Annotated in this window: 24 protein-coding genes; 14 read left to right on the top strand and 10 right to left on the bottom strand. The window is 72.1% G+C overall.

Translation table 11 applies throughout. The annotated features are described in order from the left end of the window. Positions 1 to 7: 7 nt before the first annotated feature. From Voc01_RS15355 to Voc01_RS15345, 3 genes are all read right to left on the bottom strand, one after another. The gene (locus Voc01_RS15355) at positions 8 to 1,348 is read right to left on the bottom strand and encodes an O-antigen ligase family protein (RefSeq protein ID WP_203928088.1); all 1,341 of its coding nucleotides are present in this window, start codon (positions 1,346 to 1,348) and stop codon (positions 8 to 10) included. Positions 1,349 to 1,432: 84 nt separating this feature from the next. Next, on the bottom strand, positions 1,433 to 2,857 hold the full coding sequence (locus Voc01_RS15350; protein ID WP_203928087.1) for a sugar transferase: 1,425 nt from the start codon (positions 2,855 to 2,857) through the stop codon (positions 1,433 to 1,435). A gap of 323 nt (positions 2,858 to 3,180) precedes the next feature. Then, on the bottom strand, positions 3,181 to 3,792 hold the full coding sequence (locus tag Voc01_RS15345; RefSeq protein WP_203928086.1) for a hypothetical protein: 612 nt from the start codon (positions 3,790 to 3,792) through the stop codon (positions 3,181 to 3,183). A 112-nt stretch (positions 3,793 to 3,904) separates the two neighbouring features. Here Voc01_RS15345 and Voc01_RS15340 point away from each other — a divergent pair, with 112 nt between their 5' ends. Together Voc01_RS15340 and Voc01_RS15335 are read left to right on the top strand one after the other, a co-directional pair. Then, the gene (locus Voc01_RS15340) at positions 3,905 to 4,099 is read left to right on the top strand and encodes a hypothetical protein (protein ID WP_203928085.1); all 195 of its coding nucleotides are present in this window, start codon (positions 3,905 to 3,907) and stop codon (positions 4,097 to 4,099) included. After that, positions 4,096 to 4,674, top strand: a complete 579-nt coding sequence (locus tag Voc01_RS15335) for an RlpA-like double-psi beta-barrel domain-containing protein (protein WP_203928084.1) — start codon at positions 4,096 to 4,098, stop codon at positions 4,672 to 4,674. Before Voc01_RS15340 ends, Voc01_RS15335 begins: the two co-directional genes overlap by 4 nt. Positions 4,675 to 5,021: 347 nt before the next feature. Here the strand turns inward: Voc01_RS15335 and Voc01_RS54435 are convergent, their stop codons facing one another. Next, a complete protein-coding gene (locus Voc01_RS54435; protein ID WP_203928130.1) occupies positions 5,022 to 5,564 on the bottom strand; it encodes a hypothetical protein in 543 nt (180 codons plus the stop codon). Here Voc01_RS54435 and Voc01_RS15325 point away from each other — a divergent pair. Next, positions 5,563 to 6,357, top strand: a complete 795-nt coding sequence (locus tag Voc01_RS15325; RefSeq protein WP_307781572.1) for a hypothetical protein — start codon at positions 5,563 to 5,565, stop codon at positions 6,355 to 6,357. The two genes, Voc01_RS54435 and Voc01_RS15325, sit on opposite strands and share 2 nt — an antisense overlap. Before the next feature lie 318 nt (positions 6,358 to 6,675). Here the strand turns inward: Voc01_RS15325 and Voc01_RS15320 are convergent, their stop codons facing one another. The 4 genes from Voc01_RS15320 to Voc01_RS15305 form a co-directional block, all read right to left on the bottom strand. Continuing rightward, on the bottom strand, positions 6,676 to 7,836 hold the full coding sequence (locus tag Voc01_RS15320) for a hypothetical protein (RefSeq protein WP_203928083.1): 1,161 nt from the start codon (positions 7,834 to 7,836) through the stop codon (positions 6,676 to 6,678). Positions 7,837 to 8,279: 443 nt separating this feature from the next. Beyond that, positions 8,280 to 8,813 (bottom strand): RpiB/LacA/LacB family sugar-phosphate isomerase, encoded by a 534-nt coding sequence (locus Voc01_RS15315; RefSeq protein ID WP_203928082.1) that lies wholly within the window; start codon positions 8,811 to 8,813, stop codon positions 8,280 to 8,282. Further along, on the bottom strand, positions 8,813 to 9,487 hold the full coding sequence (locus tag Voc01_RS15310) for a uracil-DNA glycosylase (protein ID WP_203928081.1): 675 nt from the start codon (positions 9,485 to 9,487) through the stop codon (positions 8,813 to 8,815). Before Voc01_RS15310 ends, Voc01_RS15315 begins: the two co-directional genes overlap by 1 nt. 77 nt (positions 9,488 to 9,564) lie before the next feature. Further along, positions 9,565 to 10,197 carry a hypothetical protein gene (locus Voc01_RS15305; RefSeq protein ID WP_203928080.1) on the bottom strand — a complete coding sequence of 211 codons (633 nt, stop codon included), beginning with the start codon at positions 10,195 to 10,197 and terminating at the stop codon, positions 9,565 to 9,567. An 80-nt stretch (positions 10,198 to 10,277) separates the two neighbouring features. On the opposite strand from Voc01_RS15305, the gene Voc01_RS15300 reads away from it, so the two are divergent. The 10 genes from Voc01_RS15300 to Voc01_RS15255 all read left to right on the top strand — a co-directional run bounded on the left by Voc01_RS15300 (position 10,278) and on the right by Voc01_RS15255 (position 17,288). Beyond that, positions 10,278 to 10,586, top strand: a complete 309-nt coding sequence (locus Voc01_RS15300) for an antibiotic biosynthesis monooxygenase family protein (protein WP_203928079.1) — start codon at positions 10,278 to 10,280, stop codon at positions 10,584 to 10,586. Continuing rightward, positions 10,579 to 11,604 carry an alpha/beta hydrolase gene (locus tag Voc01_RS15295; protein ID WP_239160214.1) on the top strand — a complete coding sequence of 342 codons (1,026 nt, stop codon included), beginning with the start codon at positions 10,579 to 10,581 and terminating at the stop codon, positions 11,602 to 11,604. The genes Voc01_RS15300 and Voc01_RS15295 overlap by 8 nt, the downstream gene beginning before the upstream one ends. An 8-nt stretch (positions 11,605 to 11,612) precedes the next feature. Continuing rightward, positions 11,613 to 12,353, top strand: a complete 741-nt coding sequence (locus Voc01_RS15290) for an esterase family protein (RefSeq protein WP_203928078.1) — start codon at positions 11,613 to 11,615, stop codon at positions 12,351 to 12,353. Between the two features lie 9 nt (positions 12,354 to 12,362). Continuing rightward, positions 12,363 to 13,610, top strand: a complete 1,248-nt coding sequence (locus tag Voc01_RS15285; protein ID WP_203928077.1) for an ATP-grasp domain-containing protein — start codon at positions 12,363 to 12,365, stop codon at positions 13,608 to 13,610. A gap of 27 nt (positions 13,611 to 13,637) precedes the next feature. After that, positions 13,638 to 13,976, top strand: coding sequence for an ArsR/SmtB family transcription factor (locus Voc01_RS15280; RefSeq protein ID WP_203928076.1), 339 nt, complete (start codon positions 13,638 to 13,640; stop codon positions 13,974 to 13,976). Further along, complete coding sequence (locus Voc01_RS15275) at positions 13,973 to 14,479, top strand: SRPBCC domain-containing protein (protein WP_203928075.1); 507 nt, start codon at positions 13,973 to 13,975, stop codon at positions 14,477 to 14,479. The genes Voc01_RS15280 and Voc01_RS15275 overlap by 4 nt, the downstream gene beginning before the upstream one ends. After that, a complete protein-coding gene (locus Voc01_RS15270; RefSeq protein WP_203928074.1) occupies positions 14,476 to 15,099 on the top strand; it encodes a dihydrofolate reductase family protein in 624 nt (207 codons plus the stop codon). Before Voc01_RS15275 ends, Voc01_RS15270 begins: the two co-directional genes overlap by 4 nt. Positions 15,100 to 15,207: 108 nt before the next feature. After that, positions 15,208 to 15,720 carry a hypothetical protein gene (locus Voc01_RS15265; protein WP_203928073.1) on the top strand — a complete coding sequence of 171 codons (513 nt, stop codon included), beginning with the start codon at positions 15,208 to 15,210 and terminating at the stop codon, positions 15,718 to 15,720. A gap of 120 nt (positions 15,721 to 15,840) precedes the next feature. Further along, on the top strand, positions 15,841 to 16,401 hold the full coding sequence (locus Voc01_RS15260; protein ID WP_203928072.1) for a hypothetical protein: 561 nt from the start codon (positions 15,841 to 15,843) through the stop codon (positions 16,399 to 16,401). Next, complete coding sequence (locus Voc01_RS15255; RefSeq protein ID WP_203928071.1) at positions 16,401 to 17,288, top strand: LLM class flavin-dependent oxidoreductase; 888 nt, start codon at positions 16,401 to 16,403, stop codon at positions 17,286 to 17,288. The genes Voc01_RS15260 and Voc01_RS15255 overlap by 1 nt, the downstream gene beginning before the upstream one ends. Here the strand turns inward: Voc01_RS15255 and Voc01_RS15250 are convergent. Continuing rightward, on the bottom strand, positions 17,243 to 17,545 hold the full coding sequence (locus Voc01_RS15250) for a hypothetical protein (RefSeq protein WP_203928070.1): 303 nt from the start codon (positions 17,543 to 17,545) through the stop codon (positions 17,243 to 17,245). The genes Voc01_RS15255 and Voc01_RS15250 overlap by 46 nt on opposite strands. Positions 17,546 to 17,615: 70 nt before the next feature. Beyond that, positions 17,616 to 18,380: an HD domain-containing protein gene (locus tag Voc01_RS15245; RefSeq protein ID WP_239160213.1), complete on the bottom strand. Its 765-nt coding sequence runs from the start codon at positions 18,378 to 18,380 to the stop codon at positions 17,616 to 17,618. Between the two features lie 69 nt (positions 18,381 to 18,449). On the opposite strand from Voc01_RS15245, the gene Voc01_RS15240 reads away from it, so the two are divergent. Continuing rightward, on the top strand, positions 18,450 to 19,358 hold the full coding sequence (locus Voc01_RS15240) for a LysR family transcriptional regulator (RefSeq protein WP_203928069.1): 909 nt from the start codon (positions 18,450 to 18,452) through the stop codon (positions 19,356 to 19,358). The last annotated feature ends 138 nt before the right edge of the window (positions 19,359 to 19,496 follow it).

Below are 19,496 nucleotides of genomic sequence, written 5' to 3'. Positions count from 1 at the left end.
ACCGCCGTCATGACGACCCCCGGGGAAGCGGGACGATCAGGCCGCGCCGGGCGACCAGGCCCAGGGAGACCGCCAGCACGACGCCCGTCGGGCCGGCGCCGATGTCGCCGTAGCTGAAGTCGACGAGCGTCCACACGAGGAGGCCGGGCGCGGCGAGGTCGAGGAAGCGGTGGTCCGACGGTCGCCGGCGTACCGCTGTCACGCCGAGCGCGAGCAGCAGGCCGCCGAACGAGACCGCGCCGACCACGCCCTGTTCGCTGAGCACCATCAGGTACTGGTTGTGCGCGCTCAACAGGGGTTCGCGGCGGAAGCCGGCGGTGAGGTCGTCGACGTCGCTGCCGGCCGACAACGACATCGGCGCGTACGTGTCGCGGTAGCGGTGGAAGTCCTTGAGGCCGACCCCGAACACCGGGTGGTCGCGCCACATGCCGGTCGCCGCGCTCCACAGCGCGTACCGGTCCTGCACCGACCGGTCGGGTGTGCTCCCCGACTGCCCGATGCTGGTGACCCGCTCGGTGTAGGTCGCGGAGGTCGTGTTGCCGCTGAGCGTCAGCCCACCGAGGACGACGACGAGCAGCGCCCCGCACATCGCGGCGACCTTCCAGTTCCAGGCGATGAGCAGGATGGAGACCGCGAGCGCGGTGGCGATCCAGGCGCCGCGCGACAGCGACAACGCCAACGGCAGGCCCAGCGCCAGCACCAGGCCGACAAGGTGCACCCGCAGGCGTCCGCGCGAGGCGAGGGCCAGCGCGAGCGTCACGACGATGCCGTAGCCGATGAGCGCGCCCATCGCGAGCACCTGCTCGGAGCCGAACGTGCCGACGGCCCGCACGTACTCGCCGGCGTAGGAGGCGCCGGTGCCGGTCAGCGACTGGTGGACCCCGACCACGCCCTCGACGACCGTGAGGAGCACCATCGCGCCGGCGACGAGGTACAGGTCCAGCCTGTCCCTGATGGACAGTGCGACGGCGACCGGCACGAGCACGAACAGCTCGGCGTAGCGCACGAACCCGCGCACACTCTGGCCGATGTCCTGCGCGCCGAGCGTGGCGCAGGCCAACGCGACGACCACCGCGGCGTAGGGGATCCAGGCGCGCCCCGAACGGATCGACCGCGGTCGCACCGCGACGGCGGCCACGGCCAGGCAGATGACCGCGTCGGCGACGGTGACGCTGCCGCCGAGGTCCTGGTGCGGGACGCTCACGATCAGCAGGGCGGCGGCGACGAGGATGGAGGGGCGCTTCAGCACCGCGTGGCCGGCGGCCAGGAGAGAGGCGAGGGGCGACAGGAGCACCGCCAGGGGTACGCCGCGCCATCGGTGCGGCGGCGGAACGGTCATGGTCGTCATGACGGGTCCCCACTTCGTGGTGACCCGCCCTGACCGGGACGGCTCTGCTCAATGATGCCCTCGCACAAGTGCTCGGTCATGGCGTCACTTCCGGTGGATGCTCAGCATCGAGCCGACCGTGCGGGCCATGATCTTCAGATCCAGGGCCAGCGACCAGTTCTCGATGTAGTAGTTGTCGAAGCGCGTCCGCTCCTCGATCGACGTGTCGCCGCGCAGCCCGTGGATCTGCGCCCAGCCGGTGATGCCCACGGGCATGCGGTGCCGGTCGGCGTAGCCGGAGTAGGTCCGGCGGAACTGCTCGACGAAGTACGGCCGCTCGGGGCGCGGGCCCACCAGCGACATGTCGCCGCGCAGTACGTTCAGCAGCTGCGGCAGCTCGTCCAGGGACGACGCGCGGAGCAGCCGGCCGATGCGGCCCACCCGCGCGTCGTTGGCGATGTTCCAGCGCACCTGCGACTCGAGGTCCGACGACGGGGTCAGCGACCGGAACTTCATGATGGTGAACGGCCGGTCGTGCTGACCGATGCGCTCCTGCCGGAAGATGACCTTCGCCCGGCGCGACTCGAACCGCACCAGCGCGGCGCACGCCAGCAGCACCGGCGCGAGCAGCAGCAGCCCCAGCCCGGCGCCGAGGACGTCGATCGCGCGCTTCAGGATCCCGCCCGGCCGCCCGACGGGCAGGCGCACCAAGGGGATGCCGTGCACGAGCTCGGCGCCGCTGCGGGCGACGGACAGCTCGAACAGCCGCGGCACCACGAACACCGTGACGCCCGACCGCCGGCAGGCGCGCAGCGTGCCGACGAGGTCGGCGTCGGACGGGCCGGGGAACGTCACCACCACGACGTCGGGACGGTGGTCGGCGAGCACGGCGTCGAGGTCACCGGCGTCACCGAGCCGGCGCACCGGGGTCCCCCCGCCCATCAACGGAGCGGGACCGACCACACCGACCGGACGCAGCCCGAACATCGGGTCGTCGCGCAGGACCTCGGCCATGCGCAGCCCGACGGCACCGGTACCGACGACCACGGTGGCCGCCCCCGCGGTGCGCCGGCGGGTGCCGTGGATGGCCTTGCAGGTGATCGAGCGGGAGATCACGAAGCCGGTGAACATCGCCACCGGCCAGAGAAAGGGCGCCGCCGTGAACCAGAGCGGCGCCAGCAACGTAGGTAGCTTCCACCAGGCCCCGAGCGGAAGGACGGCGATCATGCACACCAGTGCGCGGGACAGGTCGTCGAGCGGGGAGAGGTGCAGCCGCGGCCGGTACAGCCCCGCCACGGCGAAGAGCGCGACGCACAACGCGGTGCGGGTCACGGTGGCGGGCACCGTCGACCCGGCGACCGTCGACAGCGCGGCCAGCGTGGTGACGTCGGTGGCGACGAGCGTGTTGCGCTCCCACCGGCCGGGGCCGGACCGGGTCCGGCCGGTAAGCGCCGGGGTTGTCCTGCCCGCGCGGCGCGTCGCGTCGGGCCGGCGGTGTGCGGGGGCCACTGCGGCGAACGGATGCTGCACGGCGGCCTTCCCTTCTGGTCTGTATGTGGAGCGCGCCCTCGGCGGGGAACCGCAATCGGGCAGCGCGGAGCGGGGCGCTGTGCGCCCATGGGTTTCGCGTTGTGCGGACGTGCGGAGGTACGCCACGCCGCCAGCGGCGCGACCGGTGTGATCGGTGATCGATGACGCCCTCTCGCGTCCACCACAGGGTGGCAGCCGCCCCCTAGGGGTTACGAGTTGAAAATGTCATCCAATAGCCGAAGGCTTTTCACGTTTGGCATGACATCGGGCGCGCGCAACGCATACGAGCACGGAAAAGCTCGTGTCGGGCGCTTTCCCGACAGTCACCCATGGACCGGTTCGACCTCGGCGTCGGGTGCGACCGTCGACATCCGCGGGGTCCCCGGCGGCAGCTGCGTCAGCACGCCGGTGGAGTCGCGTGACCAGCGCACGCCCAGCCCGTCGGTGAACCGGATCTCCACCTTCATCGCCGCCGACGGCGCCAGCTTGATCGACCCGTCCGGGTTGATCCGCGACGGGTCGGGCCGGCCCTCCGTGCGCTCCTCGTCGAACCCGGCGAACACCTCGGCCGCGGCCGCTGGCGGCACCGTGCCGACCTGGCGTACCGCGATCCAGGCCGCCGGCACGTCCCGGTAGATCAGTTCGACGTCGTAGACCGGCGACTCCGACCCGTTGCGGATCGCGGCACCCACGATTCCCCGCCGCAGCAGCGACTCGTACGTCGAGCGCTCGCTCACCGGCCAGGCGGCAACGAGCTGCGCCTGCGCCCTGGCGCGCTGCTCGGCGTCCCGTTGATAGAGGTCCTCCATCATGCGCAACTGGCTGACCAGCGCGCGCTGCGCCCGCAGCGCGACCACCGCGAACGCCGCCGCCAGCCCCACGGTGAGCACCGCGGCGATCGCGGACAGCCAGAGCGGCAGCACCGCACTGTCCACGATCCGACGTTACCCCGATTTGGGCGTATCCGAGGGGGTTCTTCCGTTCTCTGGTTGCCGGGCCGCTGACGTGCGGGGACCATGAACGAACAGGGGGCGAGGGGGTGTTGCGGTGCGCTGGATCCTGTTGGTGGTCGGGGCGCTCATGCTGGTGGTCGGCCTGGTGTGGACGCTGCAGGGGCTCAATGTGCTGGGGGGCAGCGCGATGACGGGCCAGACGCTGTGGGCCGTCGTCGGACCGATCGTGGCGATCGCCGGGGTGGTGATCGTCGGGCTCGGCATTCGGCGCGGCGCCGTCCGGCGGTGATCCGGTTCTCGGTGCTGCTCCTGCTGGTCGCGCTGTCGGCGTGCTCGTCGCGGTCGGGTTGGACGGTGACCGTCTACTACACGGCGGTCGCCTCGTTCCACGGCGGCGCGACCGAGCGCGTGACCGGCTGCCCGCGGCTGGACTGCGACGGCGGCTCCGACGACCTGGGCACGTACCCGGCCACGTTCGTGCAAGCCGTGCGCGACGAGGGCACCGGCCGGGTCGGCGACGGCCGCTACCTGAACTGGTCGGTCGACGTGGGCTTCTGGCTCGACACCGCGCCGCGTGACAGCGCCGGCGGCGCGCTGGAGCCGTGGCGGTCCGCCGCCGCTGACCCCGACGTGCTGGCGGCCGGCACCCGTTTCACGATCACGTCGTGCGGTTCGGGCGCCGACGTCACCCCCCAGGTGTGCGACCGGCTGAGCGCGGCCGAATGGACCGTGCGCGACGAGTTCAGCCCCGGACTGGGCGGCGACCGCCACGTCGACGTCTACATCGGCGAGGAGACCGGGCCGGATTTCACGGAGTCCGACTGGTACACCACCCTGACGGACGCCACCCTCCACCTCCCCTGACCCGTTCACCCACGGCCCCGCGCCGCGCGCGCCGCCGTCGCTGCACCACTGCTGCCTGCGCCGCCGGCCGACGCTCCCCGCGCTCGCCGCCCGCGCCGTGCTGCGCCCACGCCTGCCGCCCGCGCCGCGCCCCGTGCCCCGTGCGCCGTGCCCACGCCCACGCCCGCCGCGTCCCTCCCCCCTCCGCCGATCTTGCAGTTGTGGCCGCCCCTTTGTCCCACTAAAAGCCGCTTTGTCAGGGGCCACAACTGCAAGATCGACGCAGATTACGACTGTTGCCCACCTGTGGAGCGACTTAAGAAACGGTTAAACCAGCCCCCGAGGGTCTACCTGAGGCTCAAGCGTTCCTAGAGTCGATCCGTGCTGCTCAGGCCCCCCTTTCCTTTTCGGCGTTTGTCGGCTTTTGCGCAGGTCACGGCGCCAACCACGGCCCCAACCGCCACGCCGATCGCGGCGCCAACCACGGCCCCAACCGCGAGGCCGATCGCGGCCACAACCGCGGCGCTGATCGCGACGCTGGTCGCCGCATTGGTCCTGACCGGCTGCGCCGGCACGAAGTCGGGCGCCCGGGGCGCCGGTAGCGGGCTCGACCCGGCCGGCAACGACGTCGCCGCCACTCCCGCGGCGTCGGCGTCGAACTCGGGGTCCGCGTCGGCTTCGGCGTCCGCGTCGGCTTCGGCGACCAAAGCGGCCGCCCTCCCCCAGGCCGGCAACCCCAACGGCAAGGCGCCCATCCCGGCCGAGGCGAGGGCCGTCGACATCTCGAAGCCCGACCGGACGGTGGGCAACGGCTCGGCAGCCAGCTGCACGTCGGAGGCGGTCGTCGCGGCGGTGGCGGCGGGCGGCGTCATCACGTTCAACTGCGGCCCCGACCCGGTGACGATCACCATGAAGGCCACCGCGAAGGTCCGCAACACCGTGCAACGCGTGGTGCTCGACGGCGGCGGCAAGGTGACCCTCAGCGGTGCCGGCCAGCGCCGGATCCTGTTCATGAACACGTGCGACAGCGCGCAGGGCTCGATCGGCGGCAACTGCGCCGACCAGGCCACCCCGCAGCTGACGGTGCAGAACCTGACGTTCGCCAACGGCAACTCCAACGGCGCCCGCACCGACTACGACGGTGGTGGCGGTGGCGGCGCGGTCTTCCAGCGCGGCGGCCGGTTCAAGGTGGTCAACTCGAGGTTCGTGAACAACCGCTGCGAGTCCACCGGCCCCGACGTCGGCGGTGCCGCGCTGCGCGTGTTCGACCAGTCGAAGGACCTGCCGGTCTACGTGGTCAACAGCACGTTCGAGGGCGGTGTGTGCTCGAACGGTGCCGGTATCAGCAGCATCCACGTGTCGTGGGTCGTGCTGAACAGCCTGTTCCGCAACAACCAGGCCATCGGCAAGGGCGCCAACCCGGCCCGCGCCGGCACTCCGGGCGGCGGCTCCGGAGGCGCCATCTACTGCGACGGCGACAAGTTCACCCTCGCCCTCAACGGCACGGTCATCGAGAACAACAAGGCCAACGAGGGCGGCGGCGCGATCTTCTTCGTCAGCAACGACCGCACGGGCACCATGTCGATCGAGAACTCCCGCCTGAAGGGCAACCCGAGCGCCGGCTTCGAGACCGACGGCCTGCCCGGCATCTTCTTCCTCGGCGCCCGCCGCCCCACGACGACAGGCTCCACCCTGTCCAAGTAAGAGCTTTGATGAGACCCACGTGGTGGCGCACCGGCGGGGCGCGGGCGGGCGGCGCAAAGCGCCGCGGACCCGCAACCTGATACGCACCCACTCGCCCGCCCCGGCGCGTCACCCCACCCTGATACGAGCCGTTCGGCCTGACTCGACGCCACCCACCCTGACACCGCACGACCCGGAACCTGATACGGGCCGGCCCACACCCCACCACCGCACGGCCGGCAATCTCACACCGCAAGAGCCCGCGCCGCACCCGCCACCCGCGACCTGCTCACCAGCGAGCTCGCGCCGCAGCCCGCTGCCGGCCAGCCGTCGACCGCCCTACCAGGGCACCACGGGAACCGCGTCGTACGGGCTCGGTGACACCCGGGCGTCCAGCTGGCGCAGCAGTTCGGCCGGCGGATCCGTTCCGGTGTTCAGCTCGGCCCACTCCGACCGGGCCGCCGCCACGCTGACCAGGCACGGCTCGGGCTCGGGCGCTGGCGCGGACAGCCGCCCGGTCAGGTGGACGACGTCGACCACGTCGGGGGCCAGCGCGTGGAACAGGTCGAACAGCGCCACCAGGGCGATCTGCTCGACCGCGGAGTCGTAGCGGCGCCGCAGCTCCTCGACGGGCACCAGCTGGCGGCGGATCGCGTCGGCGGCCGAGACATAGCGGTAGCGCCGCACCCCGGGGACGACCTCGGGACCGGGCAGCACGCACTCCGCGTCGATCTGGCAGTAGTCGGGCCGGTAGTTCAGCCGCCAGCGCAGCACGATGCCCTCGGGCCACGACCGGGCCGACAGGACGATGCGCGCGAACTGCTCGACGGCGGCCGGCTCGTGGTCGCGGTAGCCGCTGCGTAGCCGGTCGATGGTGGCGTTGTGCGCGTTCGCCTCGGCCGCGACCGTGGCTTCCCGGCGCTGGTGGTCGAGACGCGCGACGGACAGCCGCCGCACCCGGTCGTACTCCGCCGCCCGGTGCTCGGCCAGCGCCTGCCGGTACTCGTCGTAGGCGGCCCGGCGGGCGCGCTCCCGGGCGGCCCGCTGCCCGGGCAGCCATGTCGGCAGCGTCGGACCGACCGGCTGGAAGTCCTCGGCGCGCGGCTCGGGCAGCGGCGTGGCCAGTGCCCCGGCCTCGAACGGCACATGCGAGACCCGGCGCCGCAGCGACCCGAAGCTGACGTGCAACGGGCTGGCCAGGGCCGTCGCCCACAGGTCGTCGAGGGCGGAGCACCTGGCGGCGGCCGCCACCGTGGCCTCGCGGGCCTCGGCGTGCCGGCGCCGGACGTACGCCTCGTAGCTCTCCGGCTCGCTCCCGTACGGCGGCGGCTCCTCGCGGGCGGCGCGGAGCCGCTGCTCCCGGTCGAGGATCGCCTGCTCGGTCTCGACCTGCCGGGCGGCCCGCTTGGCCGCGGTGCGCTGCCAGATGCGCCGCTGCTGGTCCTGACGGACAAGCTCGAGGGGACGCTGCTCGCGCGGAACCCGCCGAACCTGCCGCACCCGGGAGGGCTGTCTGGCTGCCCCCGCTCCGGCCGCAGCGCCGTTGCCTGCTCCCCGGGCACCCGCTCTGGCCGCCGCTGCTCTACCGGCCACCCCGCCGGCCACCCCGCCGGCCACCCCACCGGCCGCCGCTGCTCTACCGGCGGCCCCACCGGCCGCCGCTGCCCTGCCTGCCGCGCCCCCTGCTGCCCTGCCGGCAGCCCTGCCGGCCGCCCCGCCAGCCGCCCCGCCAGCCGCCCCGCCAGCCGCTCTGCCAGGCACAGCGGCGCTACGGGCCACCTGCGTGGCACGTGCCGCCTGTCCCCCGGCCACGACGTCCCCCTATCCCGGCCCCTATCCCGGTCGGATCCCCCTGAGCTTCCAGCCTGCCACAATCTGGCCGGATCGCACTCCGTGGATACCCTGGTCAGGACACTCTGACGGGTGCACGACAGACCACCCGCCTACGGCGGAAGCAGCCGATCGAGCGCCGCGATGTTCTCCCCCTCCTCCGGATCGGCCTCCTCGACGGCGAGGAACGCCTCGGTGACCTCCACGGCCACGTCGGGCGCGAGCCGCTTCAGGCTCATCGCCAGCACGTTGGCGTCGTTCCACAGCCTGGCCCCGCGGGCGATCCACGGGTCCCAGGCCAGGGCCGCCCGTACCCCGGGCACCTTGTTGGCCGCGATGGCCGTGCCCGTACCGGTCCAGCACATGACGATCCCGACGTCGGCCGCGCCCTCCACCACGGCCCGCCCGACACCGGCACCCAGATCGGGCCACGCCACGGCCCCCGCCGCACCCGAACCCGCCGCCGCCGCGCCCGAACCCCCCGGCGCGGCCGCAGCACCGGCGCCAGCATCGACGGAATCGCCAGCGCCAGCGGGAGCGCCAGCGTCGGCGGGAACGCGCACCACCTCGTCGCCGCGGCGGGCCAGAAGGTCGAGCACGGCGCGGGTGGTGTCGTTCTCGTCGTCGGCGGCGAAGGCGATACGCATTACGACCAGTTCACCTGCCCGCGGCCGGCGTCGGCAAGGGCCTTGGCGATCTGGCTGAACGGACGGCTGCCCAGAAAGCCCCTCGGGTTCATCGGACTCGGGTGGCCCGCCTCCAGCACGACATGCTTCGGGTTGGTGACCAGCGCCTTCTTCTTCCGCGCGTAGCTGCCCCACAGGACGAACACCACGGGGTACGGCAGGTCGTCGAGCGCCTTGATCGCCGCGTCGGTGAAGTGTTCCCAGCCCTGGTTGGCGTGCGAGCTCGGCTTGCCGGACCGCACGGTGAGCACCGCGTTGAGCAGCAGCACCCCCTGGCTGGCCCAGCCGGTGAGGTCGCCGTTCTTCGGCGGCGTGACCCCGAGATCGTCGTGCAGCTCCTTGTAGATGTTGCGCAGCGACGGCGGCACCGACACCCCGGGACGCACGCTGAAGCTGAGCCCGTGCGCCTGGCCCTGCTTGTGGTACGGGTCCTGGCCCAGGATGAGCACCCTGGTCGACTCCAGCGGACACAGCCGGAACGCGGTGAACAGGTCTTCCAACGGGGGGAACACGGTTTCGCTCTCGTACTCGGCCGAGACGAACGCCGTGAGCGTGGCGACCGTCGCCGGGTCGAGGTGCGGCTCCATGCGCTCCCGCCAGCCGTCGGGCAGCAGGGCGAGCAGATCCAGGGTCATGCCAGCAATCTAGACAACAGGTACGACACTTCTCAGCCCGGCCGGGAGACCCGGCCGGCGCGGCCGTCAGGAGACGATCAGCCCGGCCGCCGGTCCTCCATCTCCCACGCGTGGTCGAGGGCGTGCCACGCGATCCGCCGTGCCGCGTAAGGGACCGGCCATCCCTTCGGGGGCGGCGCACCGTCCGACGGCGCGCCGAGAACCGCGAGGATGTCCGCCCGCATGGCCTCCAGCGCCGCCCGGTCTCCGAGCGCCGGCGGCTTGTGCTTCACGCCGATCTTGCGGCCGTACGCGGCTTCGGTCTCGATGACGTGCGTGAGCATCCGGTCGCGGTCACGCCCGCCCCCACGCGGTCCCTTACGCAGGTCCTCCGGTGAACCGGCGGCGACGCGGTCGAGCGCGGCCCAGCACGCCGACACCAGCGCGGCGGTCCGTTCGGCGGCCGCGGCCGACACCGGCGCGGAGTCGGCGCCGGCGAACGCCGCCGGGGCGCCGAAGTCGGTGGTCGCGTTGCCCGCCACGGTCTCCACGATCTCGAGATCCGTGGACACGGCCGCGCCGACCGCGTCCGTGTACCGCGCGGCGTAGTCGGCCAGGGCCGCGAGCGCGTCGTCGGCCGTGCGGCCCGACCGTCCCCAGCCGGGCCAGTCGGGCGCCATGGCGAACGTGCGCTTCGCGCCCACCTCGAGGTACACCCTGGTCCGAGTCACGTGCCCAGTATGGTGCGTCCGCACACGGCCGGGCGACCATCCACTGTAGACAGAACGCCCCGCCGGATAAGCTCTCGGACATGGCAGTTGTGAAGATCAACGCGATCGAGGTTCCCGAGGGCGCGGGCCCCGAACTGGAGCGGCGGTTCGCCGCCCGGCACGGCGCGGTCGAGGGCTCGCCCGGCTTCCTCGAGTTCCAGCTGCTGCGCCCGGTCGCCGGGGAGACCCGGTACTTCGTCTACACCAAGTGGGAGAGCGAGGAGGCGTTCCAGGCGTGGTCGAACGGCCCCGCCCGGGAGGCGCACGCCGGTGAGCGGAGCCGTCCGGTCGCCAGCGGGTCGAGCCTGCTGGAGTTCGAAGTGGTCCAGAGCGCCGACCCGCGTGGCTGAGTGCCGGGACGGCGTCCTCTCGTTCCGCTACCACGACCCCGACGGGCGGCTCACGGGCGTGCGGCTGCAACAGGGCGTCGGCATCCCCGGCACGCTGCTGTCGTTCGCCCGCGACGGTGACGACTGGACGCTCAGCGTGCCCCGCCCGCCCGTCGCCCGATTGGAGTACCAGTTCGAGCTGCGCCACCCCGACGGCGGCGTGGAGACGGTGTGCGACCCGGCCAACCCGCGCCGGGTACCCGGCGCGTTCGGCGACAAGTCCGAGCTGGTCTGCCCCGAGTACGCTCCGCCGCCGTGGCTGACCTGGGACGGTCCCGAGGAGTCCACGCAGGACCTGAAGGTCGCCGCGCCGGAGCTGAGCGCGTCGATCGACGTGCACATCTGGTCGCCGACCACGCGCACGTCGCGGGTCGTGGTCGCGCACGACGGCCCGGAGTACGACCGGTTCGCCTCGCTCACCCAGTACTGCGCGGCGATGGTGCGCGCCGGCCGGGTCGCGCCGTTCCACCTGGTGCTGCTGTCGCCCGGCGACCGCAACGAGTGGTACTCGGCCAACCCCCGGTACGCGCGGGCGCTGGTCACCAATGTTCTGCCGCGGGTGCGGGCCGAGCTCGGCACCGCCGAACCGGTCGTCGGCATGGGCGCCTCGCTGGGCGCGCTGGCGATGCTGCACGCGCACCGCCGTCACCCCGGGTCCTTCGCGGGGCTGTTCCTGCAGTCGGGAAGCTTCTTCCGGCCCAACTACGACGGCCACGAGTCCGGGTTCCAGCGCTACCTGCGGCTGGTGAGGTTCGTCGGGCGCGTGGTCCGCGCGCCGGTGGGCGATCCGGTTCCGGTCGCGGTGACCTGTGGACGCGCGGAGGAGAACCGCCACAACAACCGCGAGATGGCGCACGCCCTGCGGGCACAGGGCTATCCGGTGGCCACCGCGGAGGTGCCGGACGCGCACAACTTCACCGCCTGGCGGGACGCGCTCGACCCGCACCTGACCGATCTGCTACGCCGTGTGTGGGGGTGATCGTCTCCATGCAGCAACATGCGGTCGAACTAGCGTCGCCGGCGACGGGTGGCGCGGGAACGGTGGTGCGCTACGGGCACTACGGGCGCCCTGTGCTGGTGTTCCCCTCGGAGCAGGGCCGGGCCTGGGACTTCGCGAACAACGGGATGGTCGACGCGGTCCGGTCGCTGGTCGAGGCCGGCCGGGTGAAGCTGTACTGCGTCGACTCCCACGACGGGGCGAGCTGGTCGGCGGCCGACAAGCCGATGGAGGACCGGGCGGCCGAGCACACCAAGTACGAGCGGTGGATCACCGACGCCGTGGTGCCGTTCATCCGCGCCGACACCGGTGACGGCGAGATCATCACCACCGGCGCCTCGATGGGCGCGTTCCACGCGTTGAACTTCGCGTTCAAGCGGGCCGACCTGTTCCCGTTGGCGATCTGCCTGTCGGGCAACTACGACCCGGGCGCGTGGCGGGGCTGGGGAGACCGGGGCGACGGGACGTACTTCAACAGCCCGCTGTCCTACGTCGCGCACCTGCACGGCGACCACCTCGACTGGCTGCGGTCGCGGCTGTCGGTGCTGCTGGTGTGCGGTCAGGGACAGTGGGAGGACACCACCGGGTCGCTGGAGTCGACGAAGCGGATGGCCGAGCTGCTGCGTGACAAGCAGATCCGGTACGAGCTGGACCTCTGGGGGTACGACGTTCCGCACGACTGGCCATCGTGGCGGGCACAACTCGCACACCACCTACCCCGGTTCTGTTAGGAGTCACCAATGGGCGAGACGGAACACATCATCGGTCTACTGCTGGGAACCGAGGAGGACTGGCCGCGGGCGTTCGAGACGCTCGTGCGCCGGCTCGGCGTCATCTCGGGTGAGAACGGCACCGCTCATCGGCTGACCACGCGGCGCGTCACCATCGAGCCCTTCGACCTGCGGTACAAGCCCCGCCACTCGCTGGTGATCGACCGGCTCGCCTACTGGTACTACCACCCGCGCGAGTGGCTGAAGAAGGCCGCGTTGATGGACGACGTGTACCTGCTCAACAGCCCGTTCACGTTCCAGTCGATGGAGAAGCACGCGGCCTACTGCGCGATGATGCGGCTGGGCCTGAAGGTGCCCGACACCGTGCTCGTCCCGTACAAGAACCCGCCGGAGAACACCCGCTACGCGTACACGGCCGCCCGCTACAACCAGCCGTTCGACCTCGACGAGGTCGCCGGCAGCCTGGGCTACCCGCTGTTCATGAAGCCGTACGACGGCGGCGCCTGGGTCGGCGTGTCGAAGATCCGCAACTCGGCGGAGCTGCACGCCGCCTACGACGAGTCGGGCGAGCGGCTCATGCACCTGCAGCAGGCGGTCGAGGGGTACGACGTGTTCGCCCGGTCGCTGACCATCGGTCCGGAGACCATGGTGATGCGGTTCCGGCCGGAGCTGCCGATGCACGACCGGTACGCCGTCGACCACAACTTCCTCGACGCCGGCGCGGGCGAGGAGGTCGTCACGATCTCCCGGCTGGTGAACGCGTTCTTCCGGTGGGAGTTCAACTCGTGCGAGTCGCTGGTGAGCGGCTCCGAGGTGCATCCCATCGACTACGCCAACGCGTGCCCCGACGTGTCGCTGACCTCGCTGCACTACTACTTCCCGTGGGCGATGACCGCGCTGCTGCGCTGGAGCGCGTTCTGCGTGGTCACCGGCCGCCAGCCGCGGCTGGACACCGACACCCGCCGCTACTTCGACATCGGCGACGACCCCGACCTGTCCTACGGCGAGAAGCTCGCCGCCTACCGCGGGCTCGCCGACGAGTACTTCGAGACCGAGCGCTACCAGGAGTTCTGCGCCACCCGGCTTGGGCACGTCGACGAGATGGTGCACGAGTGGGTGGGCTCGTCGGCGTTCGACGACCTGCTGGTGGAGACGGTGACGTCGACGTTCCCGCCGCACGAGCACGACCGCTTCGTCGCGCACTTCCGCGGGCTGCTGGGAGCCTGGGTGAACGACAACACTAAGCCCTTGCGCTAAGTATTGTCGGCGGCAATACTTAGCCGCGTGGCACAGTATTCAGCGGTGCTCGACCGCGACATCGACGACGTGTTCGTCGCGCTCGGCGACCCCACCAGGCGCGGCGTCATCCGCCGCCTCGGCCGGGGTCCGACGAGCGTCGGCGACCTCGCCGGCGAGTTCCCCATGACCCTGCCCTCGTTCATGAAGCACATCCGGGTGCTCGAGTCGGCCGGGCTCATCAGCACGGCCAAGCGTGGCCGCGTGCGCACCTGCGAGCTCAACCGCGGGCGCCTCGCCGTCGTCGACGACTGGCTCGCCGAGCAGCGCCGCATCTGGGACGAGCGCACCGACCGCCTCGCCACCCTGCTGGAGGAGGAACAGTGAACCCCGACCTCGATCTGGCCCTCGACAGGGTCATCCGCGCGCCGAGGAAGGCCGTCTGGCGCGCGTGGACCGACCCGGCCGTCTTCGCCCGCTGGTGGGTACCGGCGCCCGCGGTGTGCCGGGTCGACCGGCTGGAGGCGCGTCCCGGCGGCGGCTTCGTCACCCGGATCAGCGACGACGGCGTGGCGTTCGGTCCGCACATGGACGTGACGTTCCTCGTGGTGGAGGACCACGAGCGGCTGGTGTTCACCAACGCGGTCGACAGCTCGTGGCGGCCGGCCGACCCCGGTCCCATCGTGATGACCGCGGAGATCGCGATGCGCGACCACGCCGAGGGGACCGACTACCGGATCCTCGTGCGCCACGGTGACCCCGCCGCCCGGGCCCTGCACGAGAAGCTCGGCTTCGCCGACGGCTGGGGCACGGTGGCCGGCCAGCTGGCGGCGGTCGTAGAAGCGGGCGGCACCGGAGCGGGCGGCACCGGAGTGGGCGGCACAGCATGAGGATCACGCTCACGGAGTTCGTGACGCTCGACGGTGTCTGCCAGGGCCCCGGCTCCCCCACCGAGGACACCAGCGACGGCTTCACCCGCGGCGGCTGGCTCGTTCCGCACCTCGACGAGCGGTTCGTGCGGCGCACCGTCGAGTGGCTCAGCCGCGCCGACGGTCTCCTGTTGGGACGCCGCACCTACGAGGCGTTCGCCCGCGACTGGCCCGCGATCACCGACCCGGACGACCCGTACACCGCGACGATGAACTCCCTTCCCAAGTACGTCGTCTCGACCACGCTCACCGACGGCACCTGGAACCCCACCACCGTGCTCGCCGACGTGAAGGCTGTCGGGGCGCTGAAGGAGCGGCCCGGGCGCGAGCTGCAGATCCACGGCAGCGCCCGGCTGGGTCGGTCGCTGCTGTCGGCCGGGCTGGTCGACACGGTGCGGCTCGTCGTGGCGCCGACCGTCGTGGGGACCGGGAGGAGGCTGCTCGACCACCCCGGCGCGCCGGTCGGGCTCCGCCTGGCCCACCACGAGGTGACGCCGAACGGGCTGCTGCTCCTGGAGTACGACCGCACCGGAACCGCAACTGTGGCGGAGTACGAAGGAGTGAACGCGTTCGTGGCCTGATCACCGGGTGGCACGAACCGGGGATCAGCTGTCGGGAAACCGCCCATAGTGTGGTTCCTGTAAGCGCAGCCAGGACACAATGCGTTCCACTTCACTGGAGGACATGACATGAGCGAGTACGAGGAGCCGACCGGCGGCGACTACGGCCACGACGACGGCTACCAGCCCGAGCCGAGCCACGACGAGCACACGATCGTCGCGCAGTTCACCGACGGTTCGCAGCTCGGTGTCTCCGACGTGGACCACGACGGCTACGCCGACATCGCGGCCACCGACGCCGACGGCGACGGGCGTCCCGAGGCCGTATACACCGACGAGCACGGTGGCGTCGCCCTCGACACCGCCTACGTCGACGCCAACGAGGACGGCAGCCCCGAGCGGGTCTACGCCGACACCAACGAGGACGGCTACGTCGACGCCGCGGCTGCCGACACCGACCACGACGGGCAGCTCGACCTGGCCGCGTTCGACCGCAACTTCGACGGCCGCGTCGACCAGGTCCAGTACGACCCGGACGAGGACGGCAACATCGACAAGACCGTCAGCGACAACAACTTCGACGGCGTGCCGGACACCGTCCACTACGGCGACAACGACACCAACCCTTACGCCCGCGCCTGATCACCGCGACCCGATGTGCCCGGCCCATCTCCCCAGGGGCCGGGCACATCCGCGTCTGGGCACATCCACGTCTGGGCACATCGGCGTCTGGGGGCAACGGCCGGAGGCTAGGCTCGCCGGGTGACCCAGGTGTTCTGGATCGACCACGGCTACGACCGCGAACGGGCCACCTCCGGCACCAGCCGGTACGCGGAGCACGTGGCCGCGCACCTCGACGCGTTCGCCGACACGGTCGGCGACATCTCGCCGGTGGGGTTCGCGTGCGTGGCGTGGCGGTTGGCCACCCGGCTCGACCCGGGGTACGTCCGGTCGCACCGGCGGGTGCTCAACGCGACCTGCGTCCGTAACGAGTACGACGGTGGCCTGGGTGCGTGGGTGACGCTCGTGGCGCCGTGGCCGGCGGGGCTCACCACCACCCGGGCGTGGACGCACGACCAGGGCTGGCGCGACTGGCCGGTGGTGATGGGCCAGTACGTGCAACCGCCGGCCCGCGACACGGCCCGCGCCCCGCACGTGCGGGCGACCCTGCTGGTCGAGGCTCCGCTGCCGCTCGACGGCCTGCCCGCCGCTCCCGACGGCGCGGACGACGTCGTCGACGGCGCGGTCCGCGCGGTGGCCGTGCTCGTGCGGGAGCTGAACACGTTGCTCACCCCGATGGTCCGCCAACTGGAGCCGGCCTGATGCGCATCGGTGTCCTCGTCCTGCCGACCGACCCGTTCCCCGCGGCCGTCGCGCAGGTGCGGCGCCTCGAAGGGCTCGGCTACCACAGCCTGTGGACGTACGACCACCTGTCCTGGCGCCGGTACCGCGACCGGCCGTGGTTCGCCGCGGTGCCCTGGCTCACCGGGATGGCCGGTGCCACGTCGGCGATCCGGCTCGGCACGATGGTCGCCTCGCCGAACTTCCGCCATCCGGTGACGTTCGCCAAGGAGGCGATGACGCTCGACCACATCAGCGCCGGCCGGCTCACGCTGGGGATCGGCGCGGGTGGCATCGGCTTCGACGCGACCGTGTTCGGCGACGGGCCGCTGACCCCCGGGCGGCGGGTCGACCGGCTCGCCGAGTTCGTCGAGGTGCTCGACGTGCTGCTGCGCCAGCCGGAGACGTCGCACCGCGGCCGGCACTACGCGGTGGACGGCGCGATGATGCTGCCCGGGTGCGTGCAGCGGCCCCGGCTTCCGCTCGCGGTCGCCGCCGGTGGCCGCCGCACCCTGGGGCTGGTGGCCCGGTTCGCCGACGCGTGGATCACCGACGGGTCGGAGGCCGGCGAGCGCGCCGTCCGCGAGCAGGCCGACATCCTCGCGGCGCACTGCGACGCGATCGGGCGCGACCCGGCCGGCATCGATCGCATCATCCTGATCGGCAACACCACCGAGCGACCACTCGCCAGCCTCGACGCGTTCGCCGACTTCGTCGGCCGGTACGCGGCGCTCGGCTTCACCGAGGTCGTCTTCCACCACCCCCGTCCCGACGATCCTGTGTGGACGGACGACCCGGCGATCGTCGACGCGATCGCGGAGACCTACCTGGAGCCGCGGTCTCCGATCCAGCCGAACATGCGGCTGTAGACCGCGTCACCGGTGGGGTCGTCGAGCGACGACGACGCCTCCTCGAAGCACGCGGCCAGGTAGAGCACCACCGCCAGCGGGTTGACGCGCATCTCGTCGAGCAGCATGTCCCGCCGGGTCGGGCAGGGCCACGGCTCGCCGCAGTCCCGGCAGACCCAGTCGGGACGGCGGGGAGTGTGCTCGGGCTGCCTGCCGTCCATCGTCGCCTCCCGCGCCGGTGTGGGTGGTGCGCCGGACGGGGGGATCACTGGAACCATCCGGCGCACCTGCGGGAGCATACCCAACACGTTCAGGGACGTACACCGACGTACACACCCACCGTGACAATTACCGGCGGTCGGCGTCGAGGATCGCGGCGAACCGGCGCTCCGCCAGATCGAGCTGACCGTTGATGTGCCTCTTCACCCCCTCCGTGAGCGGCGTGTCCGGGCGGTCGAGCAGTTCGCGGAGCACCGGAAGGAAGCCGTTGTACTTGCGGGCGGAGTGCCGGACCTTCGGCCCGACCGTGTGGATGATTCCGACACCGTTGTCAGTGAAGTCGCTCAGCTTGAGCACCCGGGCCCACGGCTCGGCGTCCAGGCTGGTCGCGAGGTGCTCGACGTACTGCAGGTTGAGGGACTGCCAGTCCGTGCCACCGGGTCGGACCGGGTTGGTGACGGCCGCGACCAGTCGCGCGACCCGGGCGCCGTACCGGGACGTGATCACCGCGAGGGCCGCCGCCCGCGGTGGCGGCCCGTGGTTGGCGACCCCCGCCGCCGCCCACGGCTGGTCCTCGACCACGTCGTGCAGCAGCGCCGCGATGAGGACCTCGGGGTCGGTGACCTTGTAGTGGCAGAGGATCCGCAGCGTGACCCGCAGGACGTGGTTCGCGTACGGCTCGCGGGTGCGGCGCTGGTCGGCGTGCAGGCGCAGGGCCCATTCGGCGGCGTCGGCGACGGCGTAGCGGGAGTCGGCCGGCAGCCGGCCGATCTCGTAGCTGAGGCGCTGGGTGAGGCCCGCCTCCCCGAAGACCTCGGTGATGGCGTGCAGCGGCATGGCCGCGAGCTGGGCTGTATCGAGAGCGGGGGGTTCGATGCGGGATCTTGTCGTCATGGATCAAGGGTGACGAATGATCGGTTCTATTCACACTATGATCTGGCGAGATAGCTATAGGCTCAGGTTATGGATGGAGCGCGCATCTCGTCCGACGCGTTGTCGGCGTTCGCGATCTTCGCCGACCACCTCAACCTCACCCGGGCGGCCGCCGAGTTGCGCATCTCCCAGCCGGCGCTGCACGCCAAGCTCGCGACGCTGGCCCGCCAGGTCGGGCGGCCGCTCTACAACCGGGTCGGCCGCCGCCTGGTGCTCACCCCCGACGGCGAGGCGGTCGCCCGGTTCGCCCGCGACCACGACGACCGGCTCGGCCGTTTCCTGGAGGAGCTCCGGGTGACGCCCACCACGCGGCCGATCGTGCTGGCCGCCGGGCACGCCGCCTACATGCACGTGCTGGCGAACGTCATCCGCACCACGCTCGCCGAGCGGCCCGGGTCGTTGCGGCTGCTGCACACCCACCGGCACCAGATGCTGGCGGCCGTGCGCACCGGACGGGCGCACCTCGGCGTGTCGGCGCTCGACGTGCTGCCCGACGACCTGGTCGTCACGCCGGTCGCGACCTATCCGCAGGTGCTGCTGGCGCCGGCGACGCACCGGCTGGCCGGCCGGCACTCGGTGACGCTGGCCGACCTCGGTGGCGAGGAGCTGGTGGTGCCGCCGCCGTCGCGGCCGTTCCGGGTCAACCTGGAGCGGGCGATGCGGGCCGCGAAGGCGCCGTGGCGGGTGGCGGTGGAGGCCGAGGGCTGGCCGCTGACGATCCACTTCGTCGAGCTCGGGGTCGGTGTCACGGTGGTCAGCGGCTGCGTGACGCCCGCGCCCGGCCTGGTCACGGTGCCGGTGACCGACCTGCCCGACGTCACCTACTACGCGGCCCACCGCCCGACGATGCTCGACGATCCGCGCGTGGCCGACCTGCTCGACGCGATCCGGGCCAGCGCGCACATCAAGGCCGGCGTGCTGAAGAAGCTGCGCGCCTGACGGTCGCGGCTCCCGGGACCGGAGCCACGACCGTCAGGCGCCTGGGGGTTGGTCAGGCGAGCGTGCAGGTCGCGAGCGCGTCCAGGCCGGTGGGACGCGCGGCGTGCCGGCCGATCGAGATCGCGATCCGGTCGAGCG

The sequence above is a fragment of the Virgisporangium ochraceum genome (genome assembly GCF_016863655.1).
In the GTDB taxonomy this organism is placed as follows: domain Bacteria; phylum Actinomycetota; class Actinomycetes; order Mycobacteriales; family Micromonosporaceae; genus Virgisporangium; species Virgisporangium ochraceum.
This window is presented reverse-complemented; position numbering and strand designations above follow the sequence as displayed.

Bases quoted from the DNA above. Each gene is read 5' to 3' on its own strand.
- Voc01_RS15355 (WP_203928088.1), bottom strand. From the start codon at position 1,348: ATGACGACCATGACCGTTCCGCCGCCGCACCGATGGCGCGGCGTACCC.
- Voc01_RS15325 (WP_307781572.1), top strand. From the start codon at position 5,563: ATGAAGGCCACCGCGAAGGTCCGCAACACCGTGCAACGCGTGGTGCTC.
- Voc01_RS54435 (WP_203928130.1), bottom strand. From the start codon at position 5,564: ATGGTGATCGTCACCGGGTCGGGGCCGCAGTTGAACGTGATGACGCCG.
- Voc01_RS15315 (WP_203928082.1), bottom strand. From the start codon at position 8,813: ATGCGTATCGCCTTCGCCGCCGACGACGAGAACGACACCACCCGCGCC.
- Voc01_RS15310 (WP_203928081.1), bottom strand. From the start codon at position 9,487: ATGACCCTGGATCTGCTCGCCCTGCTGCCCGACGGCTGGCGGGAGCGC.
- Voc01_RS15300 (WP_203928079.1), top strand. From the start codon at position 10,278: ATGGCAGTTGTGAAGATCAACGCGATCGAGGTTCCCGAGGGCGCGGGC.
- Voc01_RS15290 (WP_203928078.1), top strand. From the start codon at position 11,613: ATGCAGCAACATGCGGTCGAACTAGCGTCGCCGGCGACGGGTGGCGCG.
- Voc01_RS15285 (WP_203928077.1), top strand. From the start codon at position 12,363: ATGGGCGAGACGGAACACATCATCGGTCTACTGCTGGGAACCGAGGAG.
- Voc01_RS15270 (WP_203928074.1), top strand. From the start codon at position 14,476: ATGAGGATCACGCTCACGGAGTTCGTGACGCTCGACGGTGTCTGCCAG.
- Voc01_RS15265 (WP_203928073.1), top strand. From the start codon at position 15,208: ATGAGCGAGTACGAGGAGCCGACCGGCGGCGACTACGGCCACGACGAC.
- Voc01_RS15255 (WP_203928071.1), top strand. From the start codon at position 16,401: ATGCGCATCGGTGTCCTCGTCCTGCCGACCGACCCGTTCCCCGCGGCC.
- Voc01_RS15250 (WP_203928070.1), bottom strand. From the start codon at position 17,545: ATGGTTCCAGTGATCCCCCCGTCCGGCGCACCACCCACACCGGCGCGG.
- Voc01_RS15245 (WP_239160213.1), bottom strand. From the start codon at position 18,380: ATGACGACAAGATCCCGCATCGAACCCCCCGCTCTCGATACAGCCCAG.
- Voc01_RS15240 (WP_203928069.1), top strand. From the start codon at position 18,450: ATGGATGGAGCGCGCATCTCGTCCGACGCGTTGTCGGCGTTCGCGATC.